The organism is Variovorax sp. RKNM96 (genome assembly GCF_017161115.1).
GTDB lineage: Bacteria > Pseudomonadota > Gammaproteobacteria > Burkholderiales > Burkholderiaceae_C > Variovorax.
Genome location: NZ_CP046508.1, coordinates 1,837,647 through 1,853,062 on the forward strand (window position 1 = coordinate 1,837,647; position 15,416 = coordinate 1,853,062).

The 15,416-nt window shown below is 67.4% G+C and carries 14 protein-coding genes; all 14 read left to right on the forward strand.

The window, feature by feature from the left end:
- From GNX71_RS08330 to GNX71_RS08395, 14 genes are read left to right on the forward strand one after another with little or no spacing between them, the layout of a single operon-like run.
- Complete coding sequence (locus tag GNX71_RS08330; RefSeq protein WP_206177882.1) at positions 1 to 1,506, forward strand: indolepyruvate oxidoreductase subunit beta family protein; 1,506 nt, start codon at positions 1 to 3, stop codon at positions 1,504 to 1,506.
- Between the two features lie 21 nt (positions 1,507 to 1,527).
- Positions 1,528 to 2,520 (forward strand): PDR/VanB family oxidoreductase, encoded by a 993-nt coding sequence (locus GNX71_RS08335; protein ID WP_206177883.1) that lies wholly within the window; start codon positions 1,528 to 1,530, stop codon positions 2,518 to 2,520.
- Between the two features lie 20 nt (positions 2,521 to 2,540).
- The gene (locus GNX71_RS08340; protein ID WP_206177884.1) at positions 2,541 to 3,854 is read left to right on the forward strand and encodes an aromatic ring-hydroxylating dioxygenase subunit alpha; all 1,314 of its coding nucleotides are present in this window, start codon (positions 2,541 to 2,543) and stop codon (positions 3,852 to 3,854) included.
- On the forward strand, positions 3,854 to 4,342 hold the full coding sequence (locus GNX71_RS08345; RefSeq protein ID WP_206177885.1) for an aromatic-ring-hydroxylating dioxygenase subunit beta: 489 nt from the start codon (positions 3,854 to 3,856) through the stop codon (positions 4,340 to 4,342). The genes GNX71_RS08340 and GNX71_RS08345 overlap by 1 nt, the downstream gene beginning before the upstream one ends.
- A gap of 7 nt (positions 4,343 to 4,349) precedes the next feature.
- Positions 4,350 to 5,984, forward strand: coding sequence for an AMP-binding protein (locus tag GNX71_RS08350; protein WP_206177886.1), 1,635 nt, complete (start codon positions 4,350 to 4,352; stop codon positions 5,982 to 5,984).
- Positions 5,981 to 7,153 (forward strand): thiolase family protein, encoded by a 1,173-nt coding sequence (locus tag GNX71_RS08355; RefSeq protein ID WP_206177887.1) that lies wholly within the window; start codon positions 5,981 to 5,983, stop codon positions 7,151 to 7,153. Before GNX71_RS08350 ends, GNX71_RS08355 begins: the two co-directional genes overlap by 4 nt.
- Complete coding sequence (locus GNX71_RS08360) at positions 7,150 to 8,403, forward strand: SDR family NAD(P)-dependent oxidoreductase (protein WP_206177888.1); 1,254 nt, start codon at positions 7,150 to 7,152, stop codon at positions 8,401 to 8,403. The genes GNX71_RS08355 and GNX71_RS08360 overlap by 4 nt, the downstream gene beginning before the upstream one ends.
- Before the next feature lie 17 nt (positions 8,404 to 8,420).
- Positions 8,421 to 9,233 carry a cyclase family protein gene (locus GNX71_RS08365; protein ID WP_042582504.1) on the forward strand — a complete coding sequence of 271 codons (813 nt, stop codon included), beginning with the start codon at positions 8,421 to 8,423 and terminating at the stop codon, positions 9,231 to 9,233.
- Positions 9,230 to 9,955 carry an SDR family oxidoreductase gene (locus GNX71_RS08370; protein WP_206177889.1) on the forward strand — a complete coding sequence of 242 codons (726 nt, stop codon included), beginning with the start codon at positions 9,230 to 9,232 and terminating at the stop codon, positions 9,953 to 9,955. Before GNX71_RS08365 ends, GNX71_RS08370 begins: the two co-directional genes overlap by 4 nt.
- Before the next feature lie 48 nt (positions 9,956 to 10,003).
- Entirely contained in the window at positions 10,004 to 11,173 is a 1,170-nt protein-coding gene (locus tag GNX71_RS08375) for an ABC transporter substrate-binding protein (RefSeq protein WP_206177890.1), read from the forward strand.
- A 34-nt stretch (positions 11,174 to 11,207) separates the two neighbouring features.
- Complete coding sequence (locus tag GNX71_RS08380) at positions 11,208 to 12,353, forward strand: ABC transporter substrate-binding protein (protein ID WP_206177891.1); 1,146 nt, start codon at positions 11,208 to 11,210, stop codon at positions 12,351 to 12,353.
- 21 nt (positions 12,354 to 12,374) lie between these two features.
- A complete protein-coding gene (locus GNX71_RS08385; protein WP_206177892.1) occupies positions 12,375 to 13,694 on the forward strand; it encodes an aromatic ring-hydroxylating dioxygenase subunit alpha in 1,320 nt (439 codons plus the stop codon).
- On the forward strand, positions 13,691 to 14,155 hold the full coding sequence (locus GNX71_RS08390) for an aromatic-ring-hydroxylating dioxygenase subunit beta (protein WP_206177893.1): 465 nt from the start codon (positions 13,691 to 13,693) through the stop codon (positions 14,153 to 14,155). Before GNX71_RS08385 ends, GNX71_RS08390 begins: the two co-directional genes overlap by 4 nt.
- Positions 14,156 to 14,195: 40 nt before the next feature.
- Positions 14,196 to 15,359: an ABC transporter substrate-binding protein gene (locus GNX71_RS08395; RefSeq protein ID WP_206177894.1), complete on the forward strand. Its 1,164-nt coding sequence runs from the start codon at positions 14,196 to 14,198 to the stop codon at positions 15,357 to 15,359.
- Positions 15,360 to 15,416: the final 57 nt, after the last annotated feature.

The following is a 15,416-nucleotide window of genomic DNA, read 5'->3' on the forward strand; positions in this document are numbered from 1 at the left end:
ATGAAAAAAGCGCAACCGATCAAGATCGCGATCCTCGCCATGGGCGGGGAGGGGGGTGGCGTGCTGGCCGACTGGATCGTCGACATGGGCGAGGCCAACGGCTACGTCGCGCAGACCACCTCGGTGCCGGGTGTGGCCCAGCGCACCGGTGCGACCATCTACTACGTCGAGCTGTACCCGATCGCGCAAGCCGAGTCGGATGGTGGCCGGCCCGTGCTGGCGCTGATGCCGTTGCCGGGCGACGTCGATGTGGTGCTCGCCTCCGAACTCATGGAAGCCGGTCGCGCCGTTCAGCGCGGTCTCGTCACCAACGATCGCACCACGCTCATCGCCTCCACGCACCGCGTGTTCTCCATCGCGGAGAAGAGCGCGCTTGGCGATGGCCGCGTCGACAGCACGCAGTTGCTCGCGCACACGGCCAAGGCCGCCAAGCGCTTCATCCGCTTCGACATGGCGCAGGCCGCCGAAGCCTCGGGCAGCGTGATCAGCGCGGTGCTCTTCGGCGCGCTGGCGGGATCGGGCGTTCTGCCGTTCAGTCGCGCGCAGTTCGAGGCGACCATTGAACGCGGGGGCGTCGGCGTCAAGCCCAGCCTGAAAGCCTTCGGTGATGCATTCGCTCGCGCCCGAGGCGGCGACGATGGCGAGACGCCGCCGGAAGCCGTGGCCGCCACGCCCACGCCACAGCCCCGTCACCCAGCCGTGCGCGCACTGGTCGAACGAGTGCAGCACGACTTCCCGTTCGCTGCACAAGACTTTCTGCTCGAAGGGGTGCGCCGCCTCATCGATTACCAGGACCTGGCCTATGCCGGCCTGTACCTCGACCGGATGGCCGCCATCGTCGCCTTGCCGGGCACTGGCGATCACCGCCTGCTGCGCGAAACCGCACGTCACCTCGCGCTCTGGATGTCCTACGACGACACCGCCCGCGTGGCCGCCCTCAAGACCCGCGCCACCCGCTTCGAGCGCGTGCGCGGCGAGGCCCGCGTGCAGGCGGGCCAGGTGCTCGCGATCAACGAATACATGCACCCGCGCCTGCAGGAAATCTGCGAGACGCTGCCTGGCGGCATCGGCCGCTGGCTCATGAACTCCACGCTGCCGAAGAAGATCGTCGAGCGCTTCACGCAGAAGGGCCGGGTGATCCGGACCAGTTCGCTGCGCGGCTACCTGATGCTGCGCACCGTGGCCGCGATGAAGCGCTGGCGCCTCTCGACGATGCGCTACGCCGAAGAAAACCGCCGCATCGAGGAATGGCTGCAGCGCATCGCCGCCACTGCGCAGCACAACCCCGAGCTGGCGGTGGAACTCGCGCAGTGCCAGCGCCTGGTCAAGGGCTACAGCGACACGCACGAGCGCGGCATCCGCAACTACGACACCGTGATGCGCGCTGTCGAGCGCGCCGGCGCGCAGCTCGCGCCTGCCACCTTGCGCGAACTGCGCGACGCGGCGCTCGCCGACGAACACGGCCACAAGCTGCAGGCTGCGCTGGCGCAGCACGCACTGGCCTGAAGAGACAACGACGGACGCACGATGACCGCTCCCACCGCCACGCTCCAGCTTCGCGTCGCCGAAGCGCGCCAACTCAACCCGCTGATCCGCATGCTGCGCCTGCGCGCGGAAGACGGCCGACCATTGCCGGGCTTCGCAGCGGGTGCGCACATCCGCGTGCAGGTGTCGCTGCCCGACGGCAAGACCGATTGGCGCTACTACTCGCTGATCAACTTCGCGACCGCGCGCAACGCGACGAATGCGCCGACCGAGTACGTGATCGCCGTGCGCAAGGAAGCCGAAGGCCGCGGCGGCTCGCGCTTCATGCACGAAGGGCTGAAGGAAGGCGACACGCTCGCCATCGAGGCGCCGAAGAACGACTTTCCGCTGCACACCGGCCCCGGCGGCTCGGTGCTGGTGGCGGGCGGCATCGGCGTCACGCCGCTCGCCACCATGGCAGCGCGCCGCCGCGCCGAAGAAGCACCGGTGCGCATGCACTACGCCGGCCGCAGCCGCGACCTGATGGCTTTCCTGCCTGAGCTCGAGGCGCTGCTCGGTGACAACCTGCACGTGCATGCGGATGCCGAGGCCGGCGCGCCGCTCGATATCGACGCGCTGCTCGACGATGTCCCCGCCGGCGACCGCCTCTACGTCTGCGGCCCCAAGGTCATGCTCGACGCCGTGCTCGCCCGGACCCAGGCACGTGGCTGGGAGCACGACCGCGTGCACTTCGAACTCTTCACCGAGCCGGTCGCCGAAGAAGGCGACCAGCCCTTCGAGGTCGAGCTCGCCCAGTCGGGCCAGCGCTTCACCGTGGCGGCCGACCAGAGCATCCTCGACTGCCTCATCGACAACGGCTGCGATCCGATGTTCGACTGCAAGCGCGGCGAGTGCGGCGTGTGCGCCGTGCCCGTGCTCGAGGGAGAGATCGAGCACCGCGACTACGTGCTCACCGCCCGCGAGAAGGCGGAGGGCAACGTCATGCAGATCTGCATCTCGCGCGCCAAGGGTGCACGCCTGGTGCTCGATATCTGAAGCAAGGAGACACCAGAACCATGCCTTCATACAGAGACAACCCCGAAGCAGTCCGCGCGCTCGTGCAGAACGACCGCGTGCACCGTGACCTGTACACCAGCCAGGAATTGTTCGAGCTGGAGCAGGAACACTTCTTCGCCAACACCTGGAACTACGTCGGCCACGAGAGCCAACTGCCCAAGCCCGGCGACTGGATCAGCAACGAGATCGCCGGCCGCCCGCTCATCGTGGTGCGTCACACCGACGGCAGCGTGCGCGCAATGATGAACCGCTGCGCCCACAAGGGCTCGCGCCTCGTGAGCGCGCCCTGCGGCAACACCGGCAAGTTCTTCCGCTGCCCGTACCACGCCTGGACCTTCAAGACCGACGGCTCGCTGCTGGCGATTCCGCTGAAGACCGGCTACGAGCACACCGCGCTGCACGAATGCGAGTCGGCCAAGGGCCTGACGACGCTCAAGCATGTGCGCAGCCACCGCGGCTTCATCTTCGTGAAGATCAACGACGCGGGCCCCGACTTCGAGGCGTACTTCGGCGACTCGCTGAGCTCCATCGACAACATGGCCGACCGCTCGCCCGAAGGCGAACTCGAAATCGCCGGCGGGTGCCTGCGCTTCATGCACCAGTGCAACTGGAAGATGTTCGTGGAGAACCTCAACGACACCATGCATCCGATGGTGGCGCACGAGTCCTCGGCCGGCACCGCCAAGCGCATGTGGGCCGACAGGCCCGCCGACGAGCCCAAGCCCATGGCGGTCGAGCAGTTTGTGCCCTTCATGTCCGACTACAAGTTCTTCGAGGACATGGGCATCCGCACCTACGACCACGGCCACAGCTTCACGGGTGTGCACTTCAGCATTCACAGCAAGTACAAGGCGATCCCCGAGTACGACGACGCGATGAAGGCGCGCTATGGCGAGGAGAAGACCGCGCAGATCCTCGGCATGGCGCGGCACAACACCGTGTACTACCCGAACCTCACGATCAAGGGCGCGATCCAGGCGATCCGCGTGGTGAAGCCGATCTCGGCCGACAAGACGCTGATCGAGAGCTGGACCTTTCGCCTCAAGGGCGCACCGCCCGAGCTGCTGCAGCGCACCACCATGTACAACCGGCTGATCAACTCGCCGTTCTCGGTGGTGGGGCATGACGACCTGCAGGCCTACCGCGGCATGCAGGCCGGTCTGCATGCGAGCGGCAACGAGTGGGTGAGCCTGCACCGCGATTACGACGCGTCGGAACTCAAGGGTGGCGAGATCACCACCGGCGGCACCAACGAACTGCCGATGCGCAACCAGTACCGAAGCTGGGTCGAACGCATGACGGAGACGATGTGATGGCCGGTACCGATATCACTCGCCAGGACCTGATCGACTTCGTCGTGAACGAAGCCCATCTGCTCGACACGCGCCGCTACGAAGAGTGGAACGCGCTCTTCACCGACGACGCCTTCTACTGGGTGCCGCTCGTGCCCGACCAGGAAGACGGCCTCAACCACACCTCGCACCTCTACGAGGACAAGCTGCTGCGCGACCTGCGCATCGAGCGGCTGAAGAGCCCGCGTGCGTTCTCGCAGCAGCCGCCGAGCCGCTGCCACCATCTGCTGCAGGTGCCTGTGGTCGAGCAGTTCGATGCCGAGGGCAACCGCTTCGTGGTGCGCACCAGCTTCCACTACACCGAATCGCAGGGCGATGAACTGCAGTTCTATGTCGGCACCTTCTTCCATCACCTCACGATGCAGGACGGTGCGCTGCGCATGACGCTCAAACGCGTGAACCTGCTCAACTGCGACGCGGCACTCCCGGCCGTGCAGCTTTTCATCTAAGGACGCGATGCCACACGCCACCGTCCATCAAGTTTTCGCGACGACTGCAGCGCGCACGCCGCAGGCCGAATTCCTGTTCGCCGAGTCGGTGACCGCGGCTGCCTACGGCATCGCTGCAGGCGCCATCCGCTGGGGCGAGGCAGCCGCCGAGGTCGAGCGTTTGCGCGCCGCCTATGCGCATGCCGGCTACGGGCACGGCCACCGCGTCGGGCTGCTGCTGGAGAACCGGCCCGCGTTCCTCTTCCACTGGTTCGCGCTCAACGCCCTGGGCGTGAGCGTGGTGCCGATCAACGCAGAGATGCGTTCGGCCGAACTGGTCTACCTGATCGGCCACAGCGAGATCGGCCTCGCCGTCACGCTGCCGGAGCGCGCCGCCGACCTGCGCGCCGCTGCGGCACAAGCCGGCGTGGCCTTCGAGACGATGGGGCCCGACGACGCGGTGCCCAGCGCGAAGACCACCGCGCCACACGCCCACGAGCCCATCGGCGTCGACACCGAATGCGGCCTGCTCTACACCTCGGGCACCACAGGTCGCCCCAAGGGCTGCATCCTGAGCAACGCCTACTTCCTGCGCGCAGGCGAGTGGTATGCCGCGCTCGATGGCGTCTGCAGCATCCACCCGGATACCGAGCGCGTCATCACGCCGCTGCCGCTCAATCACATGAACGCGATGGCCTTCTCCACCATGGTGGTGTTGGTGGCGGGCGGGTGCCTCGTGCAGCTCGATCGCTTCCATCCGAAGACCTGGCTGGCGAGCGCGCGCGAAAGCGGCGCGACCATCGTGCATTACCTCGGCGTGATGCCCGCGATGCTGCTCTCCGCATCGCTGTCGGCCGCCGATCGCGACCATGCGATCCGCTGGGGCTTCGGCGCCGGCGTGGACCGCAAGAACCACGTGCCTTTCGAGGAGCGCTTCGGCTTCCCGCTGGTCGAGGCCTGGGCCATGACCGAGACCGGTGCGGCCGCCTGCATCATGGCCAACCGCGAACCGCGCCTCGTGGGCACGAGCTGCTTCGGCCGTCAGGAAGACTTCGTGCAGATCCGGCTCGTGGGCGAAGACGGCAACGACGTCGGCACGGATGCACCGGGCGAGCTGCTCGTGCGCTCGGCCGGCACCGATCCGAAGCGCTATTTCTTCTCCGGCTACCTGAAGGACGAAGAAGCCACGCGCGAAGCCTGGGCCGATGGCTGGTTCCACACCGGTGACCTCGTGCGCCGCGACGCCGAGGGCAACTTCTTCTTCGTCGATCGCAAGAAGAACGTGATCCGCCGCAGCGGCGAAAACATCTCGGCCGTCGAAGTCGAGAGCGTGCTGAACCAGCACCCGGCCGTGAAGACGTCAGCCGTGGCCGCGACGCCCGATGCGGTGCGCGGCGACGAGGTGCTGGCCTGCATCGTGATGCGCGAGGACGCCGATGCATCGCAGCGCGAACAGGTCGCCGCGAGCATCGTCCAGCATGCGCTCGATCAACTTGCCTACTACAAGGCGCCGGGCTACGTCGCCTTCGTCGATGCGCTTCCGCTCACGCCCTCGCAGAAGATCCAGCGCGGCCAGTTGCGCGAGATGGCGCAGTCGTTGCCGGGGCAGGGCCACTGCATCGACACGCGTGCGATGAAGAAACGACAAGTGGGGCAGGCATGACCAGGCAAAGGCTTTCCTACGAAGGCGTCGCGGTGGCCGTGCCCATCACGGTGCCTTATGTGCGCTACTCCACGCGCACCGCGCACTGGTTCATCGGGCAGGCCATCGAGGCGCTGGTCCAGGCCAGCGGTGTCGTCAAGGAAGAGATCGACGGCCTGTGCCTCAGCAGCTTCTCGCTCGCGCCCGACACTGCCGTGGGCGTGACGCAGCACCTGGGCATGTCGCCGCGCTGGCTCGACCATGTGCCCACCGGCGGCGCCTCGGGCGTGATGTGCCTGCGCCGCGCTGCGCGCGCCGTGCAGGCGGGCGATGCCGACATCGTGGCCTGCGTGGGCGCCGACACCAACCACGTCGACTCCTTCCGCCAGACGCTCGGCAGCTTCAGCAACTTCGCGCGCGATGCGAGCTACCCCTACGGCTCGGGCGGGCCGAACTCGATCTTCGCGTTCATCACCGCCAACTACATGCGCACCTATGGCGCCAGGCGCGAAGACTTCGGCCGCATCTGTGTCGACCAGCGCACCAATGCGCTCGGCAATCCCAACGCGATGTTCAAGAAGGGTTTGACGCTCGATGAGTACATGGCCGCGCGGCCGATCTCCGACCCGATCCACCTCTTCGACTGCGTGATGCCCTGCGCCGGTGCCGACGCCTTCCTCGTGATGAGCGAGGAGCGCGCCCGCGACCTGGGCCTGCCGCACGCCGTGATCCGCGGCGCCATCGAGCGCCACAACGCCTACGCCGAAGACCCGGTGATGGTGCAGGGCGGCTGGCGCAAGGACCGCGACGACCTCTATGCGCAGGCCGGCGTGCAGCCCGCCGCGCTCGATTTCGTGCAGACCTACGACGACTACCCCGTCATCGTGATGATGCAGTTCGAGGACCTGGGCTTCTGCGAGAAGGGCGAGGGCTCGGCCTTCGTGCAATCGCACACCATGACCTTCGACGGCAGCTTTCCGAACAACACGAGTGGCGGCCAGCTCTCGGCCGGGCAGGCCGGCGCGGCAGGCGGCTTCCTCGGCATGGTCGAGGCGATCCGCCAACTGACCGATCAAGCTGAAAAACGTGCGGTGCCCGATGCCCAATTGGGCCTCGTCGCCGGCTTCGGCATGGTGACCTACGACCGCTGCCTGTGCACAGGCGCGGTCATCCTGGGGAGACCCGCATGACCATGCCGATGATGCGCCCCCCGCGCAAGAACCCGGTGCTGCGCACCCGGCAGATGAACCTGCCGCCCGGTGCGCGCGGCCGCGTGGCGCTCGGCCTCACGGCGGCTGCCGCCGAAGGCCGCTTCGAACTGCAGACCTGCGAAGACTGCGGCACCGTGCAGTACCCGCCGCGCGAGGTCTGCCACAAGTGCCTGTCGGCTTCTCTGCGCTGGCGCGCCCAGAGCGGCGAGGGCGAACTGCTCGGCAGCACCACGCTGCACCACAGCAACGACCTGTTCTTTCGCGAGCGGCTGCCCTGGCGGCTGGGGCTGGTGCATCTGGATGCCGGCCCGACGCTCATGGTCCACCTGCACGGCGAGGTCGGCGATGCACCCACGCGCGTGCGTGTCGGCGCCCGGCTCGACCGCGCGGGCCAGGCCGTTCTCATTGGTTTTCCGAATGAAGGGAGTGCCCACATGGCCGACGACAAGATGCTGCGTGAAATGACCAGCGACCCGAAGTTCCGCAAGGCGCTGGTGACCGACGGCAAGACCGAGACCGGTCAGGCCATCGTGCGCGCACTGGTGAAGGCCGGCGCCGACATCGTCTGGGTCGGCCATGCCGAGCCCTGGAAGAAGATGGGCGATGGCCTGGACGACATCTCGGCGCTGCCGCAGGTGACGCTGGTGCCCCTCGACCTCACCAACGGCCGCCAGGTGACTGAGCTTGCGGGCTCCATCGGCGGCAAGGTCGACATCGTGATCAACAACGCCGAGGTGCACCGCACCTTCGGCATCGGCGCGCGCCGCGGCACCGACGTGGCCAAGGCCGAGATGGACATCAACTACTTCGGCCTGCTGCGCCTGGCACAGGAGTTCGGCCCCGCGCTCAAGGGCCGCTCGGCCGACGGCGCGACGGGCGCGACGGCCTGGGTCAACCTGCTGTCGATCTATGCGCTCAGCAACTTCCCGCCGCATGGCACCTTCAGTGCTTCGAAGGCGGCGGCGCATTCGCTCGCGCAGTGCCTGCGCGCGGAGATGCGGCCGGCCGGCATCCGCGTGATCAATGTGTTCCCGGGGCCCATCGACGACGAATGGAACCAGCACACGCCGCCGCCCAAGCTGGCACCGACGGCGTTGGCCAACGCCATCGTGAAGGCGCTGCGCGACGGCGTGGAAGACGTCTATCCGGGCGACGTGGCGCAGGAGTGGCTGGAGCGCTGGCGCGACAACCCCAAGGTGCTCGAACGCGAGCTGGCCGCTGGCGGCTGAGAACAGGAGTCACACGAATGACCACGACAACCGAACTGATGTCCGCCGCCGAAATCCTCGGCGGCCTCGTGACCGCCATGGCGAGCGGCCGCATCCGCGTGATCGACCTCACGCAGACGCTCACGCCCGAGTTCCCGCAGATCGCGCTGCCGCCCGAGATGGGCCAGTGCTGGCCCTTCCGCATCGAGGAAGTGTCGAAGTACGACGAGCGCGGCCCGGGCTGGTACTGGAACAACTTCTCCTGCGGCGAGCACACCGGCACGCACTTCGACGCGCCGATCCACTGGATCTCGGGCCGCGACCTGCCGAACAACTCGGTAGACACCATCCCGGTGCAGAACTTCGTCGCCCCGGCCTGCGTGATCGACTGCTCGGCCGATGTGCAAGGCAACGACGACTACCTGCTGAGCGTGGCCGACATCGAGCGCTACGAAGCCGCGCACGGCCGCATCCCGAAGGGTGCATGGGTGCTGATGCGCACCGACTGGTCCAAGCGCAGCGACCCCGAGGCCTATCAGAACTTCGACGAGACCGGCCAGCACACGCCCGGCCCGAGCACCGAGGCCGTGCGCTTCCTGGTGGAGCAGCGCGACGTGCTGGGCTTCGGTTCGGAAGCCATCGGCACCGATGCGGGGCAGGGCTATCACCTGCGGCCGCCGTATCCGTGCCACTACTACATGCATGGCGCGGGGCGCTACGGCCTGCAGTGCCTGAGCAACCTCGACCTGCTGCCGCCCGCGGGCGCGGTGCTGATCTGCCCGCCGCTGAAGATCGAAAAGGGCAGCGGCAGCCCGCTGCGCGTGCTGGCACTGGTGGGAGCGCAGGCATGACGCCGAAGATCGCGGCCGTCACCGGCGGCAGCGCCGGCATCGGCAAGGCGATCTGCGAAGACTTGCTCGCGCAGGGCTACGAGGTGGTGTCGCTCGCGCGCCGCACGGCCGAGATCGACCACCCGAAGCTGCACAGCCTCGAAGTCGACCTGAGCGATCGCGCCGCCACGGGTGAAGCGGTGCGCGAACTGGTCGAGCGCTTTGCGCCGACCACCATCGTGCACAACGCCGGTGTGATCCGCGCGGCGCTGCTGTCCGAAGTGAAGCTCGACGATCTCGATGCGCTGGTGGACCTGCACCTGGGCTGTGCGATCCAGCTCGTGCAAGGCGCGTTGCCCGCCATGCGTGCGCAGCGCTTCGGCCGCGTGGTGTTGCTGTCATCGCGCGCAGCGCTGGGCCTTGCGACCCGCACCAGCTATTCCGCGACCAAGGCCGGCATGCTGGGCATGGCGCGCACCTGGGCGCTCGAACTCGCGGCGGACGGCATCACGGTGAACGTGGTCGCACCCGGCCCCATCCGCACCGACATGTTCTACGACGTGGTCGAGGCCGGCAGCGAGAAGGAACGCGCGCTCGCGGCCTCCGTGCCCGTCAAGCGCCTGGGCGAATCGGCCGACGTGGCACGCGCCGTGCGTTTCTTCGCCGACCCCGACAACAGCTTCGTTACCGGCCAGGTGCTCTACGTCTGCGGTGGCACCAGCGTCGGCAGCCTGGCCCTCTAGTTCTCAGCGTTCGTCTCGTTCAAAAAACATCACCTCTGGAGCATCGCCATGAAAGTCCTGAACCGATTCCGTGCCCTCGCAGGCATCGCCGTGGGCCTCGGCGCCCTGAGCGCCGTTGCGGGCGCGTGGGCTGCCGATCTCAAGGTCGGTTTCATCACGTCGCTCTCGGGACCGGTGTCGTCGCTGGGCATTCCCTACGAGAAGGGCATGAAGGCCGCGCTCGCCTACAAGGCGGACCTGGGCGGCCGCAAGATCCAGCTGGTGCAGCTCGACGACGCCTCGGACCCGACCACGGCCGCGCGCAACGCCCGCAAGATGATCGACGAGGACAAGGTCGACGTCATCATCGGCACCGCAGGCTCGCCCGGTGCGCTGGCCATCGCCGGCGTGGCGCGCGAGACGAAGACACCGCTCATCTCCATCGCCAACGCGAACCTGCCGGGCGAAGAAGGTTCGTGGATGGTCACGCTGCCGCAGCCTGCGCCGCTGATGGTGAGCGCGGTGGTCGAACGCATGAAGAAGTCGGGCGTGAAGACGGTCGGCTACATCGGCTTCTCCGATGCGTGGGGCGACCTGGTGTACGACGCGCTGCAGAAGAGCGCGGAGCCGGTGGGCATCAAGATCGTGTCGAACGAGCGCTATGCGCGCGCTGATTCGTCGGTGACCGGCCAGGTGCTGAAGATCGTGGCGCTGCGTCCCGATGCGGTGATCACCGGCACCTCCGGCACGCCCGGCGCGTTGCCGTATCTGGCGCTCGCTGAGCGTGGCTACAAGGGCCAGATCTACGGCATGCATGCGCTGATCAACCCCGACTTCGTGCGCGTGGGCGGTGCCGCCGTCGAAGGGATGCTCGCGCCCACCGGCCCGGTGATCGTGGCCGAGCAACTGCCCAACGACAACCCGATCCGCAAGGTGTCGATGGACTTCCGCGCGGCCTACCAGAAGGCCAACGGCGCGCCGCCGACCGATGCCTTCTCGGCCTACACCTTCGACGCCTGGCTGCTGTACCTGGACGCCGCGCAGCGCGCGCTCGCCACCAAGGCCGAGCCGGGCACGCCGCAGTTCCGCCTCGCGCTGCGCGACGCGATCGTGAGCACCAAGGAGCTGGTGGGCACGCACAGCGTCTACAACTTCAAGCCGACCGACCGCTACGGGTCGGACGAACGCTCGCGCGTGGTCGTGAAGCTGGAAAAGGGTCAGTGGAAGCTGGTTCCCTGATGCAACGCACACAACACACGCTGGAGCAATCTCAATGAAAAAGAACCTGGCCCGAATCCTCGGCCTCACCGCCGTCGCATTGGCAGCCGCACAGGCCATGGCGGCCGATCTCAAGATCGGCTTCATCAGCTCGCTTTCGGGCCCCGTCGCCGCACTGGGCGTGCCGTACGAAAAGGGCATCCGCGCGGCCATCGCCGAGCATCCGGAGATCGGCGGCCGCAAGGTCCAGCTCATCGTGCTCGACGACGCTTCCGACCCCACGACCGCCGGCCGCAACGCCCGCAAGCTGGTGACGGAAGACAAGGTCGATGTGCTCATCGGCACTTCTGGCGTGCCGGGCGCGATGGCCATTGCCTCGGTGGCGCGCGAACTCAACACGCCGCTGATCTCGCCGACGCCGGTGACCATCGCCGGCCCCGAAGGCGCGTGGACGGTAACGGTCTCGCAGCCGTTCCCGCTCATGGTCGCGGGCGTGGTGGACCGCATGCAGAAGTCCGGCGTGAAGACGGTGGCTTTCATCGGCTTCTCCGACGCGCTGGGTGACCTGGCCTACGACTCGCTGGTCAAGAGCGCGGCCACGGCCGGCATCAAGGTGGTGGCAAACGAGCGCTATGCGCGCAGCGATTCGTCGGTGGCGGGACAGATCCTGAAGATCGTTGCGGCCCGACCCGACGCGGTGTTCGCGGGCAACTCGGGCACGCCCGGCGCGCTGCCCTACATCGCGCTCGCCGAGCGCGGCTACAAGGGAAAGATCTACGGCACACACGGGCTCATCAACGCCGACTTCGTGCGCGTGGGCGGCGCTTCGATCGAGGGCCTGCAGGTGCCCAGCGGCCCTGTGCTGGTGGCCGACCAGTTGCCCGACAGCAACCCCATCAAGAAGGTGTCGATGGGCTTTCGCAACGCCTACCAGAAGGTGAACGGCGCGGTGCCGACGGATGCCTTCTCTTCGTACACCTACGACGCCTACCTGCTGCTGGCTGACGCCGCCTCGCGCACCAAGGGCGAGCCCGGCACGCCGCAGTACCGCACCGCGCTGCGCGACGCCATCGTGAGCACGAAGGAGCTGGTGGGTACACACGGCATCTACAGCTTCAAGCCCGACGATCGCTACGGTTCCGACCAGCGTGGCGTGGTGATCGTGCAGATGAACAAGGGCCAGTGGAAGCTGGTCCCCTGAAAGAAACCTGAGCGCCCGCCGATGACCAGCTACCGCCATCATCCCGACCGCATCGCCGCCCTGGTGCAGGACGACCGCGTGCACCGCGACCTGTACCTGAGCGAGGAGATCTTCGCGCTCGAACAGGAGCGCCTGTTCGCCAACACCTGGGTCTTTCTCGGCCATGCGAGCCAGGTGCCGGAGGCGGGCGACTTCGTGACGCAGGAGGTCGCGGGCCGGCCGCTCCTGATGGTGCGGCAGCCCGATGGCGCGGTGCATGTCATGTACAACCGCTGCGCCCACAAGGGCACGCAGCTGGTGACGGACGAGAGCGGCAACACCGGCCGCTTCTTCCGCTGCCCGTACCACGCGTGGACCTACAAGCTCGACGGCGCACCGCTCGGCCTGCCGCTGAAGAACGGCTACGAGGGCACGCGGCTCAAGGCCTGCGAATCGGGGCAGGGACTGTCGGTGGTGAAGCACGTGAAGGTCTACCGCGACTTCGTGTTCGTGCGCCTCGCCGATACCGGCCCCTCGTTCGAGGACTACTTCGGCGAGGTGCTCGGCGCCATCGACAACATGGTCGACCGCTCGCCCGAAGGCAAGCTCACCGTGGGCGGCGGCGTGCTGCGCAACATCGTCCATTGCAACTGGAAGATGTACCTGGAGAACATCAACGACACGGTGCACCCGATGTCGACGCACGAGTCGGCCACCAAGGCGGCCGAGGCGCTGTGGGAAGGCCACGCGCCTTCTGACCCCAAGCCGATGGCGATGGAGCAGATCCTGCCCTTCGGTTCGGGCTACGAGTTCTTCGACCGGATGGGCGGGCGGGTGTTCGCCAACGGGCACAGCGTGCTCGGGGTGAACTTCAGCATCCATTCCAACTATGCGCAGCTGCCCGAGTACAAAGCCGCGATGCAGGCGGCGCACGGGGCCGAGCGGGCGGCCGACATCCTGCAGCGCTCGCCGCAGAACTCGGTCTTCTATCCGAGCCTTTCCGTGAAGGGCTCGCCGCAGGCCATCCGCGTGATCCGCCCGCTCGCCGCCGACCGCACGCTGATCGAGGCCTGGAGCTTCCGCGCGGCCGGCGCACCCGCGCTGCTGTTCGAGCGCGCGATGAGCTACAACCGGCTCGTGTTCTCGCCGATGTCGGTGGTGGCGCACGACGACGTGCACCTGTTCGAGAGCATCCAGCAGGGCCTGCGCGCCGGCGGCAATGAATGGGTGAGCCTGCACCGCAACTTCGATGCGGCCGAACTCGCGCAATCGACCATCACCACCAATGGCACGAACGAGCTGCTCATGCGCAACCAGTTCCGCGCCTGGGCGAAGGCGATGGCAGCGGAGGCCGCGGCATGAACGACCCACGCGATTTCGTCGCCCACGAGGCCGCGCTGCTGGACGAGCGGCGCTTCGATGACTGGCTGGCGCTCTTCGCTGAGGACGGCCACTACTGGGTGCCGCTGCGCGGCGCAGCGCAGGCCGATCCGTTCTCGCACAACTCGCTGGCCTACGAAGACCGGCTGCTGCTGCAGCTGCGCGTCGATCGCCTGAAGAGCCCGCGCGCGCATTCGCAGCATCCCGCGAGCCACAGCCAGCATGTGCTGCAGCCTTCGCGCATCGAGGAAGAGAGCGACGGCGAAGTGCGCGTGCGCACGCCGTTCCTGTACGTGGAGGCGCGGGGCGAATCCCAGATCCTGCTGAGCGGTACCGCCCGCCACCACCTCGTGCGCACAGCCTCGGGCTGGGCCATCCGCCAGAAGCGCATCGACCTGCTCAACGCCGCGCGCGCGTTGCCGGCGATCCAGTTGTTCATCTGAGTTACCTGTCCATTCCAACCATCCTCACCGGAGCTACGACATGAAGAGCCTGATGCTGATCTTGACGCGCGGTGCCCTCGCCGCGGCGCTGACCGCCTGTGGCGTTGCGAGCGTTTTCGCAGCCGATCTGAAGGTCGGCCTGAGCGTGTCGCTCTCGGGGCCGAACTCCTCGCTGGGCGTGCCCTATGCGAAGGGCATGCAGGCGGCGCTCGCCTACAAGCCCGAGATCAATGGCCGCAAGGTGCAGCTCATCGTGCTGGACGACGGCTCCGATCCGACCACGGCCGGGCGCAATGCGCGCAAGCTCATCGAGGAAGACAAGGTCGACGTGCTCATGGGTACCTCGGGCGTGCCGGCCGCCATCGCGATGGCTCAGGTCGGCAAGGAAGCGAAGACGCCGATGATCGGCCTCACGCCCATCCTGCTCGATCCGAACGAGAACCCGTGGGTGATGACGGTCGCGCAGCCCACGCAGCTGATGATCGACGCCGTGGTCGAGCGCATGAAGCGCAACAACGTGAAGACCGTGGGCTACATCGGCTTCACCGACGCGTGGGGCGACCTGGTGTACGACGCGCTCATGAAGGCCGCGCCCGGCGCCGGCATCAAGGTGGTGAGCAACGAGCGCTATGCGCGCGCCGATGCCTCGGTGACCGGCCAGGTGCTCAAGATCGTGGCGCTGCGCCCCGACGCGGTGATGACCGGCGGCGCCGGCACCCCGGGTGCGCTGCCGTTCCTCGCGCTGCAGGAGCGCGGCTACAAGGGCGGTGTGTACGGCCAGCACGGGCTCATCAACCCCGACTTCGTGCGCGTGGTCGGCGCAGCAGGGCAGAACGCGCTGATGCCCACCGGCCCGGTGATCGTCGCCGAGCAACTGCCGGACGGCTACCCCACCAAGAAGATCGCGACCGATTTTCGCGCGGTGTTCCAGAAGGTCAACAACGCGCCGACCAGCGATGCCTTCTCGGCCTATTCCTTCGATGGCTGGCTGGTGTTCGCCGACGCCGCTTCGCGCGCCATGAAGAAGGCCGAGCCGGGAACGGCCGAATTCCGCGTCGCATTGCGCGACGCCATCTTCAGCACCAAGGAAGTAGTGGGCACGCACGGCGTCTACACCTTCAAGCCCGGCAGCCTCTATGGCGTGGACGAACGCGCGCGCGTGATCGTCAAGCTCGACAACGGCCAATGGAAGCTCGCACCCTGATGAGCCCTCTCTTTCCGAAGATGACGAAAAAGAAGATGAAAGCAACGCCTGAGGTTT